Genomic DNA, 19,179 nt, shown 5'->3' with positions numbered 1-19,179 from the left:
GTAGGCGGCCTTCGACCACGCCTGCAGGGATGACGGCAAGCCGTCAGCGGTCCGCTCAGGGCCAGGCCGGTGGATTGGCGACCCAGGCGGCCTGCACCTGCGCAAGCGTGGCGCGCTCGTCGTCGCGCCAGTCGGGCAGCAGGGCCGGCAGGTTGGCGGCGTACGGCCAGCGATCGGGGTGGGTGCGCACGGCGGCGGCAAACCAGGCCACGGCTTCGGCGCGGCGGTCGAGCCGCCACAGTGCCAGCGCCAGGGTCGGCGGCAGCCATTCCGGCTGCTGGCGGCGGCCTTCCATGACCCCGGCGAACTGCACCAGCGCGCCCTCGGCATCGCCCGCGCGCAGCAGGTCCCAACCGTAGTTCCACTGCACCTGCTGGCGCTGCGTGCTGCGCGGCGCGGTGGTGTCGAGCGCCTGCCGGTACAGCGCATGCGCGGTCTCGGCACGTCCCCCGGCCAGTGCGATATGCGCCAGCTGCGCGGTGGCCAGTTCGGCATGGCGCTGGCGCCGCTCCATCGTGCGCATCAACTGATCCACCGCCGCGTCGTCGCTGCCTTCGACGACCCGGATCGGCCGCGCCGCCTGGTCGTCGTCGAAATAGAACTCCCGGACCGCGGGCAGTGACTGCGCCAGCGCCGTCGGCGCCAGCACGCACAGCCACAGCAGCGCCAGGCAGGCGAAGGTGCGTGGATTCATGGTGTTCCCCCTGAGGTAATGCGTGTTCTCGCGGCGGACATTCTAAGGCGAGCCCCAAGGACCGTGCCCGACGTGTGTCGCAGCCCCGGCATCGCCCGCCGGCCGGTCCAAGGGCCGCTGCTACAATCGCGCGCCTCCCGGCCGGGCCCTCCCGGCTCCACCCGTCGCGCCATCCGGCATCCGCCATGGCCGCCAGCGCCGCGCGCGCAAGCCAAGACTCCGCCATGACCAGCACTGCCGAACTGTCGTCTCCCGCGTCCGCCAATACCTCGCTCACGCGGAGCGCGGTGGATGCCGATTACGCCCTCGACCACCGTTACACCCGCACCGAGGGGCGCATCTACCTGTCCGGCGTGCAGGCGCTGGTGCGGCTGCCGCTGATGCAGCGGCTGCGCGACCAGGCGGCGGGCCTGAACACCGGCGGCTTCATTTCCGGCTATCGCGGCTCGCCGCTGGGTGGCTTCGACCTCGAGCTGTGGCGCGCGCGCAAGCACCTCGAGCAGGCGCGGGTGAAGTTCCAGCCCGGGCTCAACGAGGACCTTGGCGCGACCATGGTCTGGGGCACCCAGCAGACCGGGCTGTTCCCGGGCGCCAACGTCGATGGCGTCTACGCGATGTGGTACGGCAAGGGCCCGGGGCGTGGACCGCTGCGGCGACGTGTTCAAGCACGCCAACGCCGCCGGCACCAACCCGCATGGCGGCGTGCTGGCGCTGGCCGCCGACGACCATGCCTGCCGCAGCTCGACCCTGCCGCACGGCAGCGAGGGCGAATTCACCAGCGCGCTGATGCCGATCCTCAACCCGGCCGGCGTGCAGGACATCCTCGACATGGGCCTGGTCGGCTGGGCGATGAGCCGCTACACCGGCCGCTGGGTGGGCTTCAAGACGATCGCCGAGACGGTGGAATCGTCGGCTTCGGTCGACGTCAACCCGTTCGCGCTGGAGATCGCCACCCCGGGACGATTTCGAGCTGCCGCCGGGCGGCCTCAACATCCGCTGGCCGGATCCGCCGATGGAGCAGGAGATGCGCCTGCACCGCTACGCGGTGAAGGCCGCGCAGGCGTTCGCGCGCGCCAACCGCATCGACCGCATGGTGATCGATTCGCCGAACGCGCGGCTGGGCATCGTCACCACCGGCAAGAGCTACCTCGACGTGCTGCAGGCGCTGGAATACCTCGGCCTCGACGCGCGTGCCTGCGCCGAGCTCGGCATCCGCGTCTACAAGGTCGGCATGACCTGGCCGCTGGAGCCGATGGGCATCCGCGCGTTCGCGCGCGGGCTCGAGGACATCCTGGTGGTCGAGGAGAAGCTGTCCTTCATCGAAAGCCAGATGAAGGAGATGTTCTACAACTTCGACTTCGCGCGCGGTGACGGCAGTCGCCCGTCGATCGTCGGCAAGTACGACGAGGACGGCCACTGGATCCTGCCGTCGACCGGCGAACTCACCCCGGCCACGATTGCCGGCGTGATCGCGCGCCGCATCCAGCGCTTCCATGACTCCGAGCACATCCGCCAGACGCTTGCGTGGATGGGAACAGAAGGAAAGCGCACTGGCGCTGCCGCGGGCGCAGTTCCCGCGCGTGCCGCACTACTGCTCGGGCTGCCCGCACAACACCTCCACAAAGGTGCCGGCAGGCTCGCGCGCGCAGGGTGGCATCGGCTGCCACTACATGGTCACCTGGATGGACCGCAGCACCGACACCTTCACCCACATGGGCGGCGAAGGCGTCACCTGGGCGGGCCAAGCCGCGTTCACCGACACCCCGCACATCTTCCAGAACCTCGGCGACGGCACCTACTTCCATTCCGGCTCGCTGGCGATCCGCCAGGCGATCGCGGCCAAGGTCAACATCACCTACAAGATCCTCTACAACGACGCGGTGGCGATGACCGGCGGCCAGCCGGTGGACGGCACCCTGACCGTGCCCGACATCGCCCAGCAGATGCGCGCCGAGGGCGTGCAGGCGATCGTGCTGGTGAGCGACGACATCGCCAAGTGGTCGGATCCGACAATCTTCCCCGCAGGCGTCGAGTTCCACGACCGCAAGGAACTGGACGCGGTGCAGCAGCGCCTGCGCGAGGTGCCGGGCGTGTCGATCCTGATCTACGACCAGACCTGCGCCACCGAGAAGCGCCGCCGCCGCAAGCGCGGCAAGTTGCCGGATCCGGCCAAGCGCGTGTTCGTCAACACCCTGGTCTGCGAGGGCTGCGGCGATTGCGGCAAGAAGAGCTTCTGCGTGTCGGTGCTGCCGCAGGAAACCGAGTTCGGCCGCAAGCGCGCGATCGACCAGTCCGCCTGCAACAAGGACTACAGCTGCGTCGAGGGCTTCTGCCCGAGCTTCGTCACCGTGCATGGCGGCAAGCCACGCAAGGGGCGCAAGGTCAACGCCGCCGAGCGGCTGGCCAGCCTGCCGCAGCCGGTGTTCGCCAGCGACCTGTCGCAGCCGTGGAACATCCTGATCACCGGCGTCGGCGGCACCGGTGTGGTCACCATCGGCGCGCTGCTCGGCATGGCCGGGCACCTGGAAGGCCGCGGCTCGACCGTGCTCGACCAGACCGGCCTCGCCCAGAAGGGCGGCGCGGTCACCACCCACATCCGCTTCGCAAAGACCCCGGCCGACATCCACGCGGTGCGCATCGCCGCCGGCGAGGCCGACCTCGTGCTCGGCTGCGACATGGTCGTGGTCAACGACTACTGGGCGCTGTCGAAGATCCGCGAGGGCCGCAGCCACGTGGTGCTCAACAGCTACGAGGCGATGCCCGGCAGCTTCACCACCCGGCCGGACATGGAATTCCCGGCCGCCGACATCATCAGCGCGGTGCGCACCGCGCTGGGCGGCGACGCCGCGCCGGCCGGTGCGTTGAACGTGGTCGATGCCACGCAGCTCGCCACCGCGCTGATGGGCGACGCGATCGCAGCGAACCTGTTCATGCTCGGCTATGCCTGGCAGCGCGGCTGGGTGCCGCTGTCGTTCGAGTCGCTGGCCCGCGCGATCGAACTCAACGGCGCCGCGGTCGAGATGAACAAGACCGCGTTCGCCTGGGGCCGACTGGCCGCAGTGGATCCGGATGCGGTGCGCGAGGCTGCAGGCCTCGAGCCCACGCTGCGCACGCGGGCCGAAACCACGCCGCACGCACTGGAGGCGCTGCCGCCCGGCGAGTGGGAAAGCACCGAGGCCGGCGCCACCGCGGCACCGAAGCCGGCACGCGACGAGGACGACCTGCGCCATCTGCCCGAAAAGACGCCCGCGGCCGCAGGCCGCGCGCACGCGTCCCTCTCCCGTACCACAGGAGAGGGGGGAACCGTCGGCGGAGCCGACGGTGGGGTGAGGGGACAAGGCAACGGTGATGTCGCCTTCCTCCCCCTAGACGACCTGCGCCTGTCGCGCTCGCTCGACGAGCTCGTCAGCCGCCGCACCGCCTTCCTCACCGACTACCAGAACGCGAAGTACGCACGCCGCTACGCCGACTTCGTCGCCCGCGTGCGCAATGCCGAAGCCGCGAAGGCGCCCGGCTCGACCGACCTCACCGAAGCCGTCTCCCGCTCGCTGTTCAAGCTGATGGCCTACAAGGACGAGTACGAGGTCGCGCGCCTGTACACCAGCGGCGAGTTCCGTCGCCGGCTGGAACAGCAGTTCGAGGGTGACTACAGGTTGCACTTCCACCTGGCGCCGCCGCTGCTGGCGAAGAAGAACGCCAAGGGCGAACTGGTCAAGCGCGAGTACGGGCCGTGGGTGTTCAAGGCCTTCGGCGTGCTGGCGAAGCTGCGCGGCCTGCGCGGTACGCCGCTCGACGTGTTCGGCCATACCACCGAACGGAAGATGGAGCGCCAGCTGATCGCCGACTACGAGCGCACCATCGGCGGCCTGCTGGCGAAGCTCGACGGCGGCAACGTCGATCTCGCCGCCGAGATCGCCAGCATCCCGGAACACATCCGCGGCTTCGGCCACGTCAAGGAAGCGCACCTGCACGCAGCGAAGGCGCGCGAAGCCGAACTGCTGCGCGAGTGGGACAACCCACTGCGGGTGGTGCAGGTACAGGCGGCCTGAGCCGCCACCCGGCACGCCCGCGGGGAGCGGGCGCGCCGGGCGTCAGGACGACGCGCAACGCGCAGGGGACGGACACGATGAGCGATGGAGATGCCCGGGCCGTGCCCGGGCTGCATGCGGGCGCCACCCGGGCCGACCGGGATGGCGCCCACGCGCCATGGCTGGCGGCGTTTCCGGCACCTCTGACATTCGCGGGTTGCCTGCTTGCGGGCGCACTGCTGCAGCGGGTGCTCGCTTTGCCGGTCTACACCGGGCCGTGGGTGGCCACGCTGCAGACCGCCGGCGGCCTGCTGGCGATGGCCGCATTGCTGCTGTCGCTGGCGAGCCTCGGCCTGTTCGCCCGCGAGCGCACCACCATCCTGCCCTCGGGCGCGGCCTCGCGGCTGGTGGTGCATGGCCCCTATCGCTTCAGCCGCAATCCGATGTACGTGAGCCTGGTCGCGGCCTACGTGGGCCTGGCACTGCAGCTGCGCATGCCCTGGGCGTTGCCGCTGCTGGCCCTGCCGCTGCTGCAACTCCAGCGGGTGATGATCCCGTTCGAGGAAGCGCGCATGCAGTCACTGTTCGGCGATGCCTATCTCGCCTACCGGGCGCGGGTGCGGCGCTGGCTGTAGGCCGTTGCGCGCCTGATCGACCTGCGTGGCGCCGCTGCGCGGAGTGATCGTCGCGGTGCCGTGGTCGGCGGACGCGTCCACCGCCGTGCCGGCGATCCATTCCGCCAGCAACGGGAAGTAGCCGGGCGGGTGGCGCAGCGGCGTGCGCTCGCCGTCGACCTCCTCGAACTCGAGGATGCCGTGGTCGGTGCGCGGAAACAGGGCGAGATCGACCGGTTGCCCACGGCGCTGCAGGTGGGCGATGCGCCGCAGCGTTTCGGCGTTGGGCGCTTCCTCGTCCTGCGCGGCGATCACCCACAGTTGCGGGATGCGCAGGGCTTCGAGCACCGGCAGCGGCTCGTAGTCCCACGAGGTGGCGACGTCGCGGCGCATGGCGATCCGCCGCACCAGCCAGTGCGGAAGCCAGCCGGGGATGCGCACCAGCTCGCCGGTGAACTCGCCTTCGAGTTCGGCGAACCAGGGCACGTCGCCGTAGCGGCGGCGTACGTCGCGCAACGCATCGAACCCCCGGGTGAAGCCGGACGCCATCAACTGGCCCGTGGCGTCGGTCACCTCGCGCGCCTGCGCCAGCACGTCGTCGCCATGGCCGCGCGCGCGCAGGCCGTCGAGCACCTGCTCGCGGTCCTCGGCCAACGCGCCATCGGCGAGGCCATAGAGCGCCACGACGTAGTCGGCATCGCTGCGCGAGGCCGCCAATGGCCCGATCCAGCCGCCCTGGCTGCCACCGACGAACCCCGCATGCGCGAACGCACCCGGGGCCAGACGCCGGGCCTCCGCCAGCGCCGCCACCGCGTCGCCGGCCAGCGCATGGAAATCCTGGCTGTAACGCCCGGTGGATCCACCGGTGCCGCGTTTGTCATAGACGAACACCGCGATGCCCTGGGCCGGCAGCAGGTACTGCAGTGGCTGGTGCACGATCGCGGAATAGGGTTCGGAACCGTGCACCAGCACCGCCAGCGGGAGCGGCGCGCGGGCACCGGCCGGCATCAGCAGACGGCCCTGCAGGTCGAGGTCGCCGCTGGCGAACCGCGTCTCGCGGATGTCGAGCGCAAGGCGCCGCGCTTCGCCATCCGGACCCTGCGCATGACGGAAATCCAGCCGCCCCGCGGCGCAGTCGTCGAACACCGCGCGCGCGTCGAACCCGCCCTGCGCGCGCCAGCCGGTGCGCGCGCGATAGGTCCCGTCCGGCCCACGGTCGGCGACCGCGAACAGGCCGCTGCGGCCATCCATCGTCCGGTAGCGCATGCCGCCGGTTGCCGGCGTCAGCGCCATGGCCTGGCCATCGGGCAGCCGCCAGGCGCCGGCCTGGCAGGCAAGTTCCGGCGGCAGCGGTGCGTCCGCAGCCGCGGCGTCGTCGCGGCCACACCCGCCGAGCAGGGCGACCAGCAACAGCAACGGCACAACGCGGCGGGCATGACGCATGGCGGCACTCCGTAAGCAGGGCCGCAGGATGCGCGACGCTCGCAGCGGTTTCAGGTGCCGGAAGTCAATTGCGCGCTGTTGTCGTGCGTCGTGCGCGACGCGCCGCTGCCGGCGCCCTCGGCGCCCGCCTGGCCGCGGCGGCACGTGCCCGATCGCAGCCGGCAAGGAACTTCAGCGCCGCCTGTTCCCACTGGCGCGCCCCGCGTGCGGTGGCCGCGGCGCGGGCCAGGCTGCCGTCCTCCCAGCCGGCGAACACGCGCGGGTCGATATAGGCCTTGCGACATACCGAGGGCGTGTTGCACAGCACCGATGCCACCTCGGCGACCACCGCGTTCTTCGCCTGCGCCAGCGCACGTTCGCTGGGCGCACCGGTGCGCGACGGCGGCGGCAACGGGGTGGTGGCGAGGATGCGGAAGGCTTCCAGCGTGGCGCCCCAGGTGCGGAAGTCCTTGGCGGTGAACTGCTCGCCGGTGGCTTCGCGCAGATAGGCGTTGACGTCGCTGGAATCAACCGGCTGCAGCGTGCCGGCGTCGTCGTGGTACTGGAACAGCGCCTGCCCGGGCAGTTCCTGGCAGGCGCGCACCAGCTTCACCAGCTGGGCGTCGTCGATCTCGAGGTCGTGATCGAGCCCGCCCTTGCCGCGGAAGCGCAGGCGCGCGCGGCCGCCGCGCAGGAAATCGATATGCCGGTTGCGCAGCGTGGTCAGCCCGTACGAGCGGTTGCTGCTGGCGTAACAGGCGTTGCCGACCCGCACCAGCGTTTCCGCCATCAGCGACACGACCACCGCCAGCACCTTGTCGCGCGGGAAGCCGGGCTGGCGCAGGTCGCGCCGCAGCCGCCGGCGCAGCCGTGGCAGTGCGCGGCCGAAGGCGATCACGCGGTCGAATTTGCCGAGCCCGCGCGCCTCCGCCCACTGCGGGTGGTAGCGGTACTGCTTGCGCCGGCGCGCGTCGCGACCGGTCGCCTGCAGGTGGCCGCGCGGATGGCTGCAGATCCAGACCTCTGTATAGGCCGGCGGGATCGCGAGCGCGCGGATGCGCGCCAGTTCGTCGCGGTCGCGCAGCACGCTGCCATCGGGCAGGCGGTAGGAAAAGCCCGTGCCGGTGCGCCGACGGCTGATGCCGGGCTCGGTGTCGCTGACGTACAGCAGGCCCGCCTGGCGGGCGTCGCGCACGGGATCGGCGGTCGGCGGTGCGGCCGCAGCGGAAGATGGACTCATGCACGGCAGCTTCTGCAGCCCTGCGTCAACGCGACGCCAACGCATCGCCTTGACCTGCCCGCAACGCCGTGGCCTGCAGCCTGTGCACCCGCCCAGGAGAACTCGCCCATGACCCGTTCGCTTCCGTCCGTGGCCTGCACCACCGCCCTGCTGGCACTGACCGCCTGTGCCGGCCCGCGCGATGCGGTCGTTGCAGACACCGTGGCCACGCCCGTCGTCACCGAGCGCTGCGATGCGAGCCGGGCACAGGCCTTCGTCGGCCAGGCCGCGACGTCCGAGCTGGTGGAACGCGCGCGTGCCGCGGCCGGCGCGGCCACCGCACGCACCCTCAGGCCGGACCAGATGGTCACGCTCGAGTATCTCGAGGGCCGGCTCAACATCCGCGTGGACGAAGGCGATGTGGTTACCGCGATCGACTGCGGATAAGGCCGCCTTCGCGTTTCGTTAGCGTTTCCATGACGCCCGCAACACGCGTGGTGGGTGAGGCTGCGACTTCCGATCGCGAGGGTCCACGCATGCGCCATCCGACAATCGCACTTCTGCCCGCGCTCGCATTCGGGCTGGCGGCCTGCAGCCCGTCCAACACCAACAACAACGACGTGGTGCCACCGGCGACCAATGCCGCAGCAACCGAGCCCAGCGCATCCGCCGACACCAGCGCCGGCCCGTACGGATCCGAGCCGGTGGAAACACCGATCACCCAGGACCCCATCGACGGCACCACGCCGCCCAGCCAGACCGCGGACCTTCCGCCGACCGGCAATCCGGTCACGGATCCGCCACCACTCGATCCCACTGATGCACAGGTCCCGCCCGAGGACCCGGAACAGCCGCCGACCCGCTGACGCACGACGTCATCTCTCTCTCTCCAAGGTCGACGACTTGCCACCCTCCGGGGTGGCATTTTCTTTTCGGACCTCCATGCCTGACCCGCCGTGGCCGGTTCCCATCAGGATGCGCTTGCGCTATCCGGTGGCGTGGCTTTCCTGCACTTCCACCCGCTGCGACAGGCGGTGGGTGGTGCCGGGTGCGAGCTGCACGCGGTCGGTGACGGCGTTGGCCACTTCCAGGCACAGGTAGTGACGCCAGCCGTCGCCGACGTCGTCCATCGCGCGACCACCAGTGGCGCCCGGATTCCACACCACCAGCGAATGGCTGCCTGCGGAGGTGATCGCCAGCGAGCGTGCGAGCACCGGGTCGCGCAACAGGTAGCGTCCGCCGGTTCCCAGATAGACGCGGTCGCTGCGGCCGGGGTCGCGGGGATCGTCCAGCCGCCAGGCGCCGCGCTGGTGGCGGGCGGCGGCATAGCCTTCGTACTTGTCCAGGTAGTCGTGGCCATCGAGCCCGTCGACCTCCACCTGCGCGACGTCGCCGACGTGGAAGTAGCTGTGCAGCGCCTGGGTGATGGCCAGCGGTACGTCGCCGGTGTTGCGGGTTTCCAGGGTCTGCTCGAGCACACCGCCGATGCGCAGGTGTTCGATCACCTCCAGCCCCGGCACCGGCTGGGTCTCGGGCCGCAGGATCAACGCCACGCTGCCGTCGTCGTCCAGCCGCCAGTCGTCGAGCGCCCAGGCACGCGTGCGCGCCAGCCCGTGCGCGGGAAGATCGCCCTCGCCACTGCCGAACCACGGCCAGCACAGCGGCACGCCGCCACGCAGCGGTGCAGGCGGCCGCTTCGCCAGTGGCGACAGCCACAGCACGTCGTGCGCGGCATCGGCGGGGCGCCATGCCAGCAGCTGGCCCCCGTGCATGGCGATCGCCGCATGCGCATGCGCGGTGTCCACGATCCAGCAGGCGGTGCCGGCGTGCACGCCTTCGCGCACCGCGGTGACGGCATCGCCGGTGGCCGGCACCGCACTCACCGGCGCAACGCCTCGAGGATGCGCACGCCGGCGCGGCCGTCGGCGGGCTGCAGGTCGAGGCGCTGCTGCTCGGCCTGGATCGCGCGGCGGGTATTGCTGCCGATCATGCCGTCGACCTCGCCGATGTCGTGCCCGCGCGCCAGCAGCAGCGTCTGCAGTTCGCGCCGCAACGCGCGCGACAGGCCGGGGTCGTCGGTGGGCCACGCGGCCCGCGGCACGTTGCCGCCGCGCAGGCGCTCGGCCAGGAACGCGATCGCCAGCGCGTAGCTCTCGGCGGCGTTGTAGGAGTAGATCGCGTCGTAGTTGCGGAGCACCACGAATGCCGGGCCGCGTGGTCCGGCCGGCAGCAGCAGGGCCGAACGCGTATCCGCGGCGATGCCGTTCGCCACCAGCGGCGAACCGTCGAACCGGCGCACGCCGCGGGCGGCCCACTCGGACAGCGGACGGCGGCTGGTGCGCCCGGCCAGCGATGCATCGAAGCCCTCCGGCACGCGCACCTCGAAGCCCCACGGCTGGCCGCTGCGCCAGCCGGACTGCTTCAGGTAATTGGCGGTGGAGGCGAGCGCGTCGGGGATGTTGCCGACCAGGTCGCGGCGGCCGTCGCCATCGAAATCGACCGCGATGCGTTCGTAGGTGCTGGGCATGAACTGGGTGTGGCCGAACGCGCCGGCCCACGAGCCGGTCAGCCCTTCGGCCTGGATGTCGCCGGCCTGCAGCAGGCGCAGCGTGGTGATGAACTCGCCGCGGAAGAACGGCTGCCGGCGGCCCTCGCACGACAGCGTCGCCAGCGACACCAGCAGCGGGCGCTTGCCGAAGATGCGGCCGTAGTCGCTTTCCACGCCCCACACCGCGACCACGGTGGCGGGATCGACGCCGTAGCGCGCCTCGATGCGCGCCAGCAGCTCCGCGTGTTCGGCCAGCCGCGCGCGGCCATCGGCGACGCGCTCGTCGTCGACCAGGCCTGCCAGGTAGTCCCAGATCGGCGTGGTGAACTCCGGCTGCGCGTCGAGCAGCGCGAGCACGCTGCGGTCGGGCACCAGGCCGGCGGTGAAGCGGTCGAAGCTGGCGGCGCCGACGCCCTTGCCGGCGGCGTCCTGCCTGAGCGTGGACAGGCAGCGCGCGAACGCGGGATCGGCAGCCGACGCGGTGGATGCGGGCGCCTGCGCGGACGCCTGCAGCGCAGGCAATGCACACAGGCAGGCGAGGACAGCGGCTCGGAACATGGGTGGCACCGTGGGACCGGGCGCGGCAGCATATCCAGCACCCCGTGTATCGGCAGCATGCAGCGCGCCAGCGCCGTCAGTCCGGAGCCAGCAGTCCGAGGGCGAAGCCGTGGTCGGCATCGGTCCACCAGCCAGCCAGCCGCAGCCCGGCTTCCGCGGCCAGCCCGGCGACGCTGCCGCGGGTGTACTTCTGGCTGATCTCCACCGCGATCGCCTCGCCGGCCGTGAAAGCGAACCGGTGTCCGCCGACACGCACCGTCTGCGCGCGCAGGCTGACCAGCGAGGTCTCGATGCGCATGCGCTCACCGGCATAGACCGCGCGATGGGCGAAGCCGTCGAGGTCGAAATCGCTGCCGATCTCGCGGTTGAGCCGGCGCAGCAGGTTCAGGGTGAACGCCGCGGTCACTCCGGCGGCATCGTTGTAGGCGGCCTCGAGCACGCGCGGATCCTTGTCGAGGTCGAAGCCGACCAGCGCATGTCCCTGCGGGCCGAGCAGCGCGCGCATGATGGCCAACAGCCCCACCGCCTGCGCATGGGTGAAGTTGCCCAGCGTCGACCCGGGGAAGAACACCAGCACGTCGCGTGCCGGACGGCGCGGCGCCGGCAGCTCGACCGCACGGGTGAAGTCGGCCAGTACCGGCAGCATCTCGACCGCGGGGAACTGCGCGCGCAGGCGTGCCACGCTGGCTTCCAGCGCGCTGCGCGAGATCTCCACCGGTGCGTAGGCCACCACGTCGTCCAGCCCGGCCAGCAGCAGTCCGGTCTTGCGGCCGCTGCCACTGCCGTATTCGACCACCTGCAGGCCCGGCCCGACCGCGCTGGCGATCTGCGGCAGCACCGCCTCCAGCAGCGTCAGCTCGGTGCGCGTGAGCGTGTACTCCGGCTGCCGGGTGATGGCCTCGAACAGGCGCGAGCCCTCGGCATCGTAGAAGTACTTCGACGGCAGCCAGCGCGGCGAGTGCGAGAGACCCTCGACCACCTCGGCGAGGATGCGTTCCGGGGTGGGCTGGAGATCGACCAGCGCGTGCTCGGGCGCCATCGATCAGCAGTCGCGTGCCAGGCGCACGCCGGCGAACTGCCAGCGCGCCGCCGGTGGGAAGAAGTTGCGATAGCTCGCCCGCGCATGCCCGCGCGCCGTGGCGCAGCTGCCGCCGCGCAGCACCCATTGCCCGACCATGAACTTGCCGTTGTATTCGCCGATGCCACCGGTCCACGGCCGGTAGCCCGGATACGCGCCGTACGCGCTGGAGGTCCATTCCCAGACATCGCCGAACAGCTGCACCGGCGCGCCGGCGGCACCCGCCGGCGCCGCCACCGGCTCGAGCACGCCGTCGTCGGCGAAGTTGCCGGCGCCCGCCACGCCCTGTGCCGCGTGCTCCCATTCGGATTCGGTCGGCAGGCGCGCGCCGGCCCAGCGCGCGTAGGCGTCGGCTTCGTAATGGGCGAGATGGCAGACCGGGGCGGCCGGATCGAGGCGCCGATGGCCACCGAGCGTGTGTGCGTGTTCGAGGTCCTCGTCCCAGTACAGCGGTCGCGTCCACCCTTCCGCCTGCACGGTGGCCCAGCCGTCGCTCAGCCACAGCAACGGCTGGCGATAACCGCCATCCTCGACGAAGGCGCGGTACTCCGCGTTCGACACCGGCCGCGATGCCAGCGCGTGCGCGGGCACGACCACGCGATGGCGTGGCGACTCGTTGTCGTAGGCGAATCCGTCCGCGCCCGGCCACGCCGGTGCGCCGATCCAGGCGAGGGTTTCCTCCACCCCGATCCACTGCAGCGGTGGTGCTTCCGCGGGCGCCGGCACCGGCAGGTCCTCGCGATAGGCGGGGCGCAGCGGATTGCACCAGAACGCGTGCTTGATGTCGGTCAGCAGCAGCTCCTGGTGCTGCTGCTCGTGCTGCAGCGCCAGCAGCAGGTTGCGCCGCGCGGTGTCATCCAGGTCACCGGCGTCGAGGCGCGCCTGCACGCAGGCGTCGACCGCGTGCCGGTACGCCAGCACCTCGTCGAGCGACGGCCGCGACAGGTGCCCACGCTGTGGCCTCGCATGCATCGGCCCGGCGCTGTGGTAGTAGCTGTTGAGCAGGCGGTCCCATTGCGGCGCGAACGGCACATGGCCGGGCCGCGGGGCGAGGACGAAGCGTTCGAGGAACCAGGTGGTGTGTGCGAGGTGCCACTTGGCCGGACTGGCATCGGCCATGCTCTGCACCATCGCGTCCTCCGCCGAGAGCGGTGCCGCGAGGACGCACGTGCGGTTGCGGACCTGCGCGAACAGGTTGGCGGGTGCATCCACCGGGATGGCGGGTTCGACAGGGCTGGCCAGCATCCGCGAAGTCTGATTGCGCGCGGATTAGGGCGGCGTCATGGCCGATGCCCGCCTCAGCTGCTGATCGCGTCGAGGTAGTACCACTGCCCGTCTTCGCGGACGAAGCGGCTGTGTTCGCGCATGCGCACCGCGCTGCCGCCGCCGATCCGGTAACGGGCGACGAACTCGACCTCGGCGGTGTCGCCGCGGGCCTCGTGGCGCGACACGGTGAGACCGAGCCAGGCCGGTCGGCCGCCGTCGTCGAAGGCGATCGCCGGCGGCCGCGTCGACGGATGCCAGCTGCGCAGCAGATAGTCCGCGTCCTCGCGCACGTACGCGCTGTAGCGCGAGCGCATCAGCGCTTCGGCATCGGCGGCGAGCGCGCCTGCATGCACCGGACCGCAGCAGGCCGCATAGCCGCGACCGCTGCCGCAGGGGCAGAGGTCGGCCATCAGCGCCGCGGGCTGGCGACGTCGATGAACTGCAGGAATTCGGCGCGGGTGCGCGCGTCCTCGCGGAAGCTGCCGAGCATCGTCGACGTCACCATGCTCACGCCGCGCTTGTGCACGCCGCGGGTGGTCATGCATTCGTGCGCGCCCTCGACCACCACCGCCACGCCCAGCGGCGCGAGCGCGCGCTGGATGCAGCCGGCGATCTGCGCGGTCATCTTCTCCTGCACCTGGAAGCGCCTGGCGTAGGCATCGACCACCCGCGCCAGCTTGCTGATGCCGACCACCTTGCCGGCCGGCAGGTAACCCACGTGCACGCGGCCGATGATCGGCGCCATGTGGTGTTCGCAGTGGCTTTCGTAGTCGATGTCGCGCAGCACGATCATCTCGTCGTAGCCCTCGACCTCCTCGAAGGTACGCGCGAGGTACTCATCGGCGTCGAGCGCGTAGCCGCTGAACCATTCGCGGTAGGCCTTGACCACGCGCTTCGGGGTGTCGAGCAGGCCCTCGCGCCGGGGGTCGTCACCGGCCCAGCGCAACAGCGTGCGTACGGCGTCCTCCGCCTGTTCGCGGGTGACGTCGGGATCGCGGGGGGTGGGGTCGGCCATGGCGCTTCCGGCGGCGGGGGCCCGCCATGGTACCGCGCCGCCCGGGGTCAGCTGCCGCGCGGGGCGCCGGCTTCGCTGTCGCGCAGCGCGCGTTCGCGCTGGCCCAGCTCCCTCCAGACATGCTGGACGGCCGGGTACGCCTGCGCGAACTCCAGCCGCGAGCCGCCCCGCACCGCCGGCCAGCGCGCTTCCAGTTCGGCGCCAGTGAGGTCGGGATCGCGCTGGCGGCGCTCGAAGGTGTCCAGTCCCAGCTGGTAGGCCGGCGCATAGTCGTCCCAGGCCATGCCGTCGGCGTAGTAGCCGGTGGTGCGGTAGACCTGCTGGAAGTGGCCCAGATCGCCCCGTGGATCGATCGCCTCGATGCTGCGGTGGCCGACGATGGCGCCGATCGCCGCGCCGATCACCACCCCCACCACCAGCCCGGGCACGCCGAACGGCAGGTAGCCGATGCCGCCCATGACGAAACCGGCGGCGATCGCGCCGATGCCCGCCCCGGCGACGTGCACCTTCTGCAGCCGACTCATGATTCCCTCCTCGGGGCGCGCGCGCGGCGCCGCGCGTCCGCGTCCTCGAACACATGGCGCACCGCGCCCCGCGCCTCCGGCCAACTCAACCGCGAGCCGTCGCGGGCGTCGTCCCAGCCGCCTTGCAGCCGGGCCTCGATCGCTTCGAACGAGGCCCCGCCGATGTCCAGCATTGCCACCTGCTCCATCGCATAACGATAGGCCGGTGCGTAATCGGTCCACGCGCGGCCGCTGGAGAAGTAGGGCATGTCGCGATAGATGCGCCGGTAGTACTCGTACTCCGACTCGCCCGGGCGCGGCTGTCCGGCCACGGCCACCCCGCTGGAGACGGAGGCGGCAGTGGAATGGAACGGGCGCTTGTGCATGGAAAGGGGAGGCGATGCGGAGGGGACGCGGTGACCTTAGGCGTTCGCCCGGTGGCCGGACGGTGAAATCCATGCGCAGCGGTATCGTCGCGATACCTGTCATTCAGATCGTCACTGGCCACCGTGCGCGCCCATGACATCCAGCAGGGGGCGGCCGCGCCGCGACGGTCGCAGAATGGCCAATCGCCGAATGCCCTTCCGCCACTGGAGAACGCCGTGCGCACCGCCTTCGCCTGCACCACCCTTGCCGTCGCACTGGCCCTGGCCGCCTGCGCGCAGCCGTCCGCCGCCCACCCCAGTGGTGCGGTGACCACCGATGCGCAGCAGCGCGCCGGCGACCAGTCCGCGCAACTCAACGCCTGGTTCGACGAACAGTACGAGCAGGCGCTGCAGTTCAGCCCGCTGCGGATGACCTTCCTCGGCCGCAAGGAGCTCTACGACCAGCTCGACGATGTCTCGCCGGAAGCGCAGCGCAGGCAGCTGGCGTGGATGAGGACCTCGGTGGAGACCATGGAGTCGCGGTTCGACTACGACGCGCTCGACGCCGAGACCCGGCTGTCCTGGGACCTGTGGAAGCGCCGCTACGAGAGCGCCCGCGACGGCGAGCGGTTCATCGAACACGGCTATGCCTTCGACCAGATGAACGGCATGCACAGCATGCTGCCGACGCTGCTGATCAACTTCCACAAGGTCGACACCGAACAGGACTACCAGGCCTATATCAGCCGCCTCGGCGCCAGCGCGCGGCTGTTCGACCAGCTGATCGCGCGGGGCCAGGCATCGGCGGCAAAGGGCATCCGCGCACCGAAGTTCGCCTACGAGGGGGTCATCGAGCAGTCGCGCAAGGTGATCGGCGGCGCGCCATTCGACGACGGCGACCCCAGCGCGCTGTGGGCGGACCTGGTCGCCAAGGCCGATGCGCTGGTCAGGAACGGCGTGATCGACGCCGCGCGTGCCGACGCACTCAAGGCGCAGGCGCGCAGCGCGCTGCTGGAGCAGGTCAAGCCGGCCTACGAGCGCGTCATCGCCTGGAGCGAGGGCGAACTCGCGCAGGCACTGGAGAATCCGGCCGGCGTGGGCACCACCCATCCCGACGGTGCCGACTACTACGCGTTCCAGCTGCACGAGAACACCACCACCGCGATGAGTGCCGACGAGATCCACCAGCTCGGCCTCGACGAGGTCGCGCGCCTGCGCGGCGAGATGGAAGCGGTGATGGCGCAGGTCGGCTTCAAGGGCGACCTGCAGGCGTTCTTCCAGCACATCAACACCAGCCCGCAGTTCCGCTATCCGGATACCGACGCCGGCCGCCAGGCCTATATCGACGACGCCACCAGGGCGATCGACAACATCAAGCAGCACCTGCCGGCCTATTTCGGCCTGCTGCCGAAGGCCGACCTGGTGGTGAAACGCGTGGAAGCGTTCCGCGAGCAGGACGGCGCCGCGCAGCACTACTTCCCCGGCACCCCGGACGGCGCCCGCCCCGGCATCTACTACGCGCACCTGTCGGACATGGGCGCGATGCCGAAGACCGAGCTCGAGGTGATCGCCTACCACGAGGGCCTGCCCGGCCACCACATGCAGATCTCGATCGCGCAGGAACTCGAGGGCGTGCCGACCTTCCGCACCCAGTACTCGAGCACCGCGTATTCGGAAGGCTGGGGCCTGTATTCGGAGTGGCTGGCCAAGGAGATGCCCGACACCTACACCGACCCGTACTCCGAATACGGCCGGCTGATGTCGGAGATGTGGCGCGCGATCCGCCTGGTGGTCGACACCGGCATGCACGCCAAGGGCTGGACCGAGGAGCAGGCGGTCGACTATTTCCGCCAGAACGCCTCGGTGCCGGAGGCGGCGATCCGCTCGGAAGTGCGTCGCTACCTGATCATGCCGGGCCAGGCCACCGCCTATAAGGTCGGCATGATCAGGATCCAGCAGCTGCGTGCGAAGGCGGAAGGCGAGCTCGGCGAGGCCTTCGACATCCGCGGCTTCCACGACACCGTGCTAGGCGGCGGCGCGATGCCGCTGGACCTGCTGGAGCGTCGCGTGGATGCGTGGATCGCCAGCCGCAAGGCGGGCTGATCACGATCACCCGGCTCCGCCGCATGGCAGGGCCGGGGGCCGCGGCGACGCTCAGGCCGCCTTCTGCAGCACCCGTGGCAGCAGCGCGACGCTGCCCTCGCCACCCATCAGTTGCAGTTCGCCGTCCTGGATCAGCGCGGTCAGGCGCATGCCGCGCGCGAGCAGCGCGGTCGCCGCCTCCAGCGCGTCGGGGTCGAGGTCGATGACGGTCAGGTTCTTCAGCCGCGACAGCGCGCCGGCCTGCTTGCCCCACCAGATCGCCGCGCTGCCACCGCTGTAGCTGACCACGCCGACATGGCGCGCGCGGGCGCAGGCCTTGCGGATGCGCGTCTCGGTCGGCTGGCCGAGATCGATCCAGCGCTCGATGTCGCCGGTGTAGTCACGCTGCCAGAGGTCGGGCTCGTCCTCGTTGCTGAGCCCACGGCCGAACTCGAGCCGATCGTCGGCGAACAGCACGAACGCGATCAGCCGCGCCATCAGCCGCTGCGGGGTCTCAGACGGATGCTGCGCCAGGGTCAGGTTGTGCTCGGCGTAGTACTGCCGGTCCATGTCGCTGACCTGCAGCTCGGCCTTGTAGATGGTTGCGTTGGGAGCCATTGGCCGTGCGGTCCACAGGGCGGGCAATTGTAGGCACGTTCCCGCTGCGGTCATCGTCGCCGGCGCCAATGGCGTAGGATGGTCCGCGTCTTGCTCATCTTTTGCGTCCCGTCCGACCGCCAACATCGTCGCTCGCTGCGCTTTCCACTCCGCGTCGTGCTGCTCGGCACCACGCCTTCACCGGAGCGCCCATGCCGGGCTACATGACCCGCCCTTCCCGCCGGACCACGCGCAGTTGAGCGCGACCTGCGCCATCCCGGATACCCCCCTGTGCGCCCGCTGCGATGCGGTCTGCTGCCGCCTGACGGTTGTCGTGCAGCCTGAAGACCGCATGCCCGCGCACCTCACCACCTTCACCGATGCCGGCCTGGAAGTGATGGCGCGCGATGACGAAGGCTGGTGCGTGGCAGTGGATGCCGCGCGTATGCATTGCTCCATCTACGACAGCCGACCCGAGGTCTGCCGCCGGTTCGTCATGTCCGGGCCCTACTGCCAGGACGTGCGTGCCGACCACAGCGACCGCACCGCCCGCCGCGTTCCGCTGCGCCTTTACTGACCGGAGACCCGCATGTCCCGCCCCGTCCGCGCCACTTCCGCCACCCCCGCCGTCAAGGCCCCCCGCTCCTCGCCCGCCAAGGGCCAGGGCGCATCGATGACCCACGAGCGCATCGCCGCCGACCTCGACGCGTTCCGCAAGTCCGGAGGCCGCATCGAGGTGCTGGGCGTCACCCGGACGCTGCAGCGCATCGACCCCGCACTCGACACCACCCCCGCGAAGCCTGCGGCAACGCCGGCCACGCGCACCCGCCGCTGATATACGGAGAGCACATTGGCAAAACCCAACTACAACTTCGAGAAGCGCCAGCGCGAGCTGGCAAAGAAGCGCAAGCAGGACGCCAAGGACGCGAAGAAGCGTGAGGCCCGCGAGGCCGCCGCGCAGACCGCGACCGAACCGCAGCCGGCAGCGCCCGAACCTGCCGACGACAGCACCACCAACGCACCCGCGGCGCCGCGCGTCCACCTGCGTTCGAGCGAATAAGCGCAGCAGTTGGCTCCGCCCCCGGGCGGACCAGCGCTTCTGCCCCTCTCCCGCCACGGGAGGGGGTTCATCTGCCGCAGCGCAAGCCCGGTTTCCAGTCGCCGCACGCGTGAATTCACGTAGCGGCCCG

At 70.9% G+C, this 19,179-nt stretch carries 19 protein-coding genes and 1 pseudogene; 8 read left to right on the top strand and 12 right to left on the bottom strand.

The features are described 5' to 3' along the window. Nucleotides 1-55: 55 nt before the first annotated feature. Nucleotides 56-694 carry a tetratricopeptide repeat protein gene (locus E5843_RS00525; protein ID WP_134675321.1) on the bottom strand — a complete coding sequence of 213 codons (639 nt, stop codon included), beginning with the start codon at nt 692-694 and terminating at the stop codon, nt 56-58. 224 nt (nt 695-918) lie between these two features. Between E5843_RS00525 and E5843_RS00520 the strand changes: the two are divergent. Continuing rightward, nucleotides 919-4,743, top strand: a pseudogene (locus tag E5843_RS00520) (indolepyruvate ferredoxin oxidoreductase family protein). Between the two features lie 77 nt (nt 4,744-4,820). Further along, the gene (locus E5843_RS00515; RefSeq protein WP_136411500.1) at nt 4,821-5,357 is read left to right on the top strand and encodes a methyltransferase family protein; all 537 of its coding nucleotides are present in this window, start codon (nt 4,821-4,823) and stop codon (nt 5,355-5,357) included. Here the strand turns inward: E5843_RS00515 and E5843_RS00510 are convergent. Both E5843_RS00510 and E5843_RS00505 read right to left on the bottom strand, forming a co-directional pair. Then, a complete protein-coding gene (locus E5843_RS00510; RefSeq protein WP_134675324.1) occupies nt 5,301-6,779 on the bottom strand; it encodes an alpha/beta hydrolase family protein in 1,479 nt (492 codons plus the stop codon). The genes E5843_RS00515 and E5843_RS00510 overlap by 57 nt on opposite strands. Before the next feature lie 64 nt (nt 6,780-6,843). Beyond that, the gene (locus E5843_RS00505; RefSeq protein ID WP_208542758.1) at nt 6,844-8,043 is read right to left on the bottom strand and encodes a DNA topoisomerase IB; all 1,200 of its coding nucleotides are present in this window, start codon (nt 8,041-8,043) and stop codon (nt 6,844-6,846) included. 63 nt (nt 8,044-8,106) lie between these two features. Here E5843_RS00505 and E5843_RS00500 point away from each other — a divergent pair, with 63 nt between their 5' ends. Then, complete coding sequence (locus E5843_RS00500) at nt 8,107-8,424, top strand: I78 family peptidase inhibitor (protein ID WP_136411496.1); 318 nt, start codon at nt 8,107-8,109, stop codon at nt 8,422-8,424. A gap of 89 nt (nt 8,425-8,513) precedes the next feature. Next, nucleotides 8,514-8,843 (top strand): RodZ family helix-turn-helix domain-containing protein, encoded by a 330-nt coding sequence (locus E5843_RS00495; RefSeq protein ID WP_134675327.1) that lies wholly within the window; start codon nt 8,514-8,516, stop codon nt 8,841-8,843. A gap of 120 nt (nt 8,844-8,963) precedes the next feature. Here E5843_RS00495 and E5843_RS00490 read toward each other — a convergent pair whose 3' ends face one another. The 8 genes from E5843_RS00490 to E5843_RS00455 all read right to left on the bottom strand — a co-directional run bounded on the left by E5843_RS00490 (nt 8,964) and on the right by E5843_RS00455 (nt 15,331). Next, on the bottom strand, nt 8,964-9,860 hold the full coding sequence (locus tag E5843_RS00490; protein ID WP_244240803.1) for a D-hexose-6-phosphate mutarotase: 897 nt from the start codon (nt 9,858-9,860) through the stop codon (nt 8,964-8,966). Beyond that, on the bottom strand, nt 9,857-11,083 hold the full coding sequence (locus E5843_RS00485; protein ID WP_136411494.1) for a lytic murein transglycosylase: 1,227 nt from the start codon (nt 11,081-11,083) through the stop codon (nt 9,857-9,859). Before E5843_RS00485 ends, E5843_RS00490 begins: the two co-directional genes overlap by 4 nt. Nucleotides 11,084-11,159: 76 nt before the next feature. Continuing rightward, the gene (gene egtD / locus E5843_RS00480; RefSeq protein ID WP_141065539.1) at nt 11,160-12,122 is read right to left on the bottom strand and encodes an L-histidine N(alpha)-methyltransferase; all 963 of its coding nucleotides are present in this window, start codon (nt 12,120-12,122) and stop codon (nt 11,160-11,162) included. Nucleotides 12,123-12,125: 3 nt separating this feature from the next. Next, a complete protein-coding gene (gene egtB / locus E5843_RS00475; RefSeq protein ID WP_134675330.1) occupies nt 12,126-13,406 on the bottom strand; it encodes an ergothioneine biosynthesis protein EgtB in 1,281 nt (426 codons plus the stop codon). Between the two features lie 53 nt (nt 13,407-13,459). Next, nucleotides 13,460-13,837, bottom strand: a complete 378-nt coding sequence (locus E5843_RS00470; protein ID WP_134675331.1) for a YchJ family metal-binding protein — start codon at nt 13,835-13,837, stop codon at nt 13,460-13,462. Then, a complete protein-coding gene (folE, locus tag E5843_RS00465; RefSeq protein WP_134675332.1) occupies nt 13,837-14,442 on the bottom strand; it encodes a GTP cyclohydrolase I FolE in 606 nt (201 codons plus the stop codon). The genes E5843_RS00470 and folE overlap by 1 nt, the downstream gene beginning before the upstream one ends. Before the next feature lie 47 nt (nt 14,443-14,489). Continuing rightward, a complete protein-coding gene (locus tag E5843_RS00460) occupies nt 14,490-14,966 on the bottom strand; it encodes a hypothetical protein (RefSeq protein ID WP_136411493.1) in 477 nt (158 codons plus the stop codon). Next, entirely contained in the window at nt 14,963-15,331 is a 369-nt protein-coding gene (locus E5843_RS00455; protein ID WP_134675334.1) for a hypothetical protein, read from the bottom strand. Before E5843_RS00455 ends, E5843_RS00460 begins: the two co-directional genes overlap by 4 nt. 216 nt (nt 15,332-15,547) lie before the next feature. Between E5843_RS00455 and E5843_RS00450 the strand changes: the two genes are divergently transcribed. Continuing rightward, a complete protein-coding gene (locus E5843_RS00450) occupies nt 15,548-17,413 on the top strand; it encodes a DUF885 domain-containing protein (RefSeq protein ID WP_136411492.1) in 1,866 nt (621 codons plus the stop codon). Nucleotides 17,414-17,464: 51 nt separating this feature from the next. Here the strand turns inward: E5843_RS00450 and E5843_RS00445 are convergent, their stop codons facing one another. Then, nucleotides 17,465-18,010, bottom strand: a complete 546-nt coding sequence (locus E5843_RS00445; RefSeq protein WP_134675336.1) for a YaeQ family protein — start codon at nt 18,008-18,010, stop codon at nt 17,465-17,467. 235 nt (nt 18,011-18,245) lie between these two features. On the opposite strand from E5843_RS00445, the gene E5843_RS14280 reads away from it, so the two are divergent. From E5843_RS14280 to E5843_RS00430, 3 genes are read left to right on the top strand one after another with little or no spacing between them, the layout of a single operon-like run. Next, complete coding sequence (locus E5843_RS14280; RefSeq protein WP_243733172.1) at nt 18,246-18,566, top strand: YkgJ family cysteine cluster protein; 321 nt, start codon at nt 18,246-18,248, stop codon at nt 18,564-18,566. A gap of 12 nt (nt 18,567-18,578) precedes the next feature. Continuing rightward, nucleotides 18,579-18,824, top strand: coding sequence for a hypothetical protein (locus E5843_RS00435; RefSeq protein ID WP_134675338.1), 246 nt, complete (start codon nt 18,579-18,581; stop codon nt 18,822-18,824). A gap of 15 nt (nt 18,825-18,839) precedes the next feature. Beyond that, entirely contained in the window at nt 18,840-19,049 is a 210-nt protein-coding gene (locus E5843_RS00430) for a hypothetical protein (RefSeq protein WP_134675339.1), read from the top strand. The last annotated feature ends 130 nt before the right edge of the window (nt 19,050-19,179 follow it).

Origin of the sequence: Luteimonas yindakuii (assembly GCF_004803715.2) — a bacterium.
In the GTDB taxonomy this organism is placed as follows: Bacteria; Pseudomonadota; Gammaproteobacteria; order Xanthomonadales; family Xanthomonadaceae; genus Luteimonas; species Luteimonas yindakuii.
The sequence above is the reverse complement of the archived record's forward strand: the minus strand, read 5'-3'. Positions and strand labels throughout refer to the sequence as shown.

Coding starts and splice junctions, on each gene's coding strand:
- E5843_RS00525 (WP_134675321.1), bottom strand. CDS start 694: ATGAATCCACGCACCTTCGCCTGCCTGGCGCTGCTGTGGCTGTGCGTG.
- E5843_RS00515 (WP_136411500.1), top strand. CDS start 4,821: ATGAGCGATGGAGATGCCCGGGCCGTGCCCGGGCTGCATGCGGGCGCC.
- E5843_RS00510 (WP_134675324.1), bottom strand. CDS start 6,779: ATGCGTCATGCCCGCCGCGTTGTGCCGTTGCTGTTGCTGGTCGCCCTG.
- E5843_RS00505 (WP_208542758.1), bottom strand. CDS start 8,043: ATGCGTTGGCGTCGCGTTGACGCAGGGCTGCAGAAGCTGCCGTGCATG.
- E5843_RS00500 (WP_136411496.1), top strand. CDS start 8,107: ATGACCCGTTCGCTTCCGTCCGTGGCCTGCACCACCGCCCTGCTGGCA.
- E5843_RS00495 (WP_134675327.1), top strand. CDS start 8,514: ATGCGCCATCCGACAATCGCACTTCTGCCCGCGCTCGCATTCGGGCTG.
- E5843_RS00485 (WP_136411494.1), bottom strand. CDS start 11,083: ATGTTCCGAGCCGCTGTCCTCGCCTGCCTGTGTGCATTGCCTGCGCTG.
- egtD (WP_141065539.1), bottom strand. CDS start 12,122: ATGGCGCCCGAGCACGCGCTGGTCGATCTCCAGCCCACCCCGGAACGC.
- egtB (WP_134675330.1), bottom strand. CDS start 13,406: ATGCTGGCCAGCCCTGTCGAACCCGCCATCCCGGTGGATGCACCCGCC.
- E5843_RS00470 (WP_134675331.1), bottom strand. CDS start 13,837: ATGGCCGACCTCTGCCCCTGCGGCAGCGGTCGCGGCTATGCGGCCTGC.
- folE (WP_134675332.1), bottom strand. CDS start 14,442: ATGGCCGACCCCACCCCCCGCGATCCCGACGTCACCCGCGAACAGGCG.
- E5843_RS00460 (WP_136411493.1), bottom strand. CDS start 14,966: ATGAGTCGGCTGCAGAAGGTGCACGTCGCCGGGGCGGGCATCGGCGCG.
- E5843_RS00455 (WP_134675334.1), bottom strand. CDS start 15,331: ATGCACAAGCGCCCGTTCCATTCCACTGCCGCCTCCGTCTCCAGCGGG.
- E5843_RS00445 (WP_134675336.1), bottom strand. CDS start 18,010: ATGGCTCCCAACGCAACCATCTACAAGGCCGAGCTGCAGGTCAGCGAC.
- E5843_RS00435 (WP_134675338.1), top strand. CDS start 18,579: ATGTCCCGCCCCGTCCGCGCCACTTCCGCCACCCCCGCCGTCAAGGCC.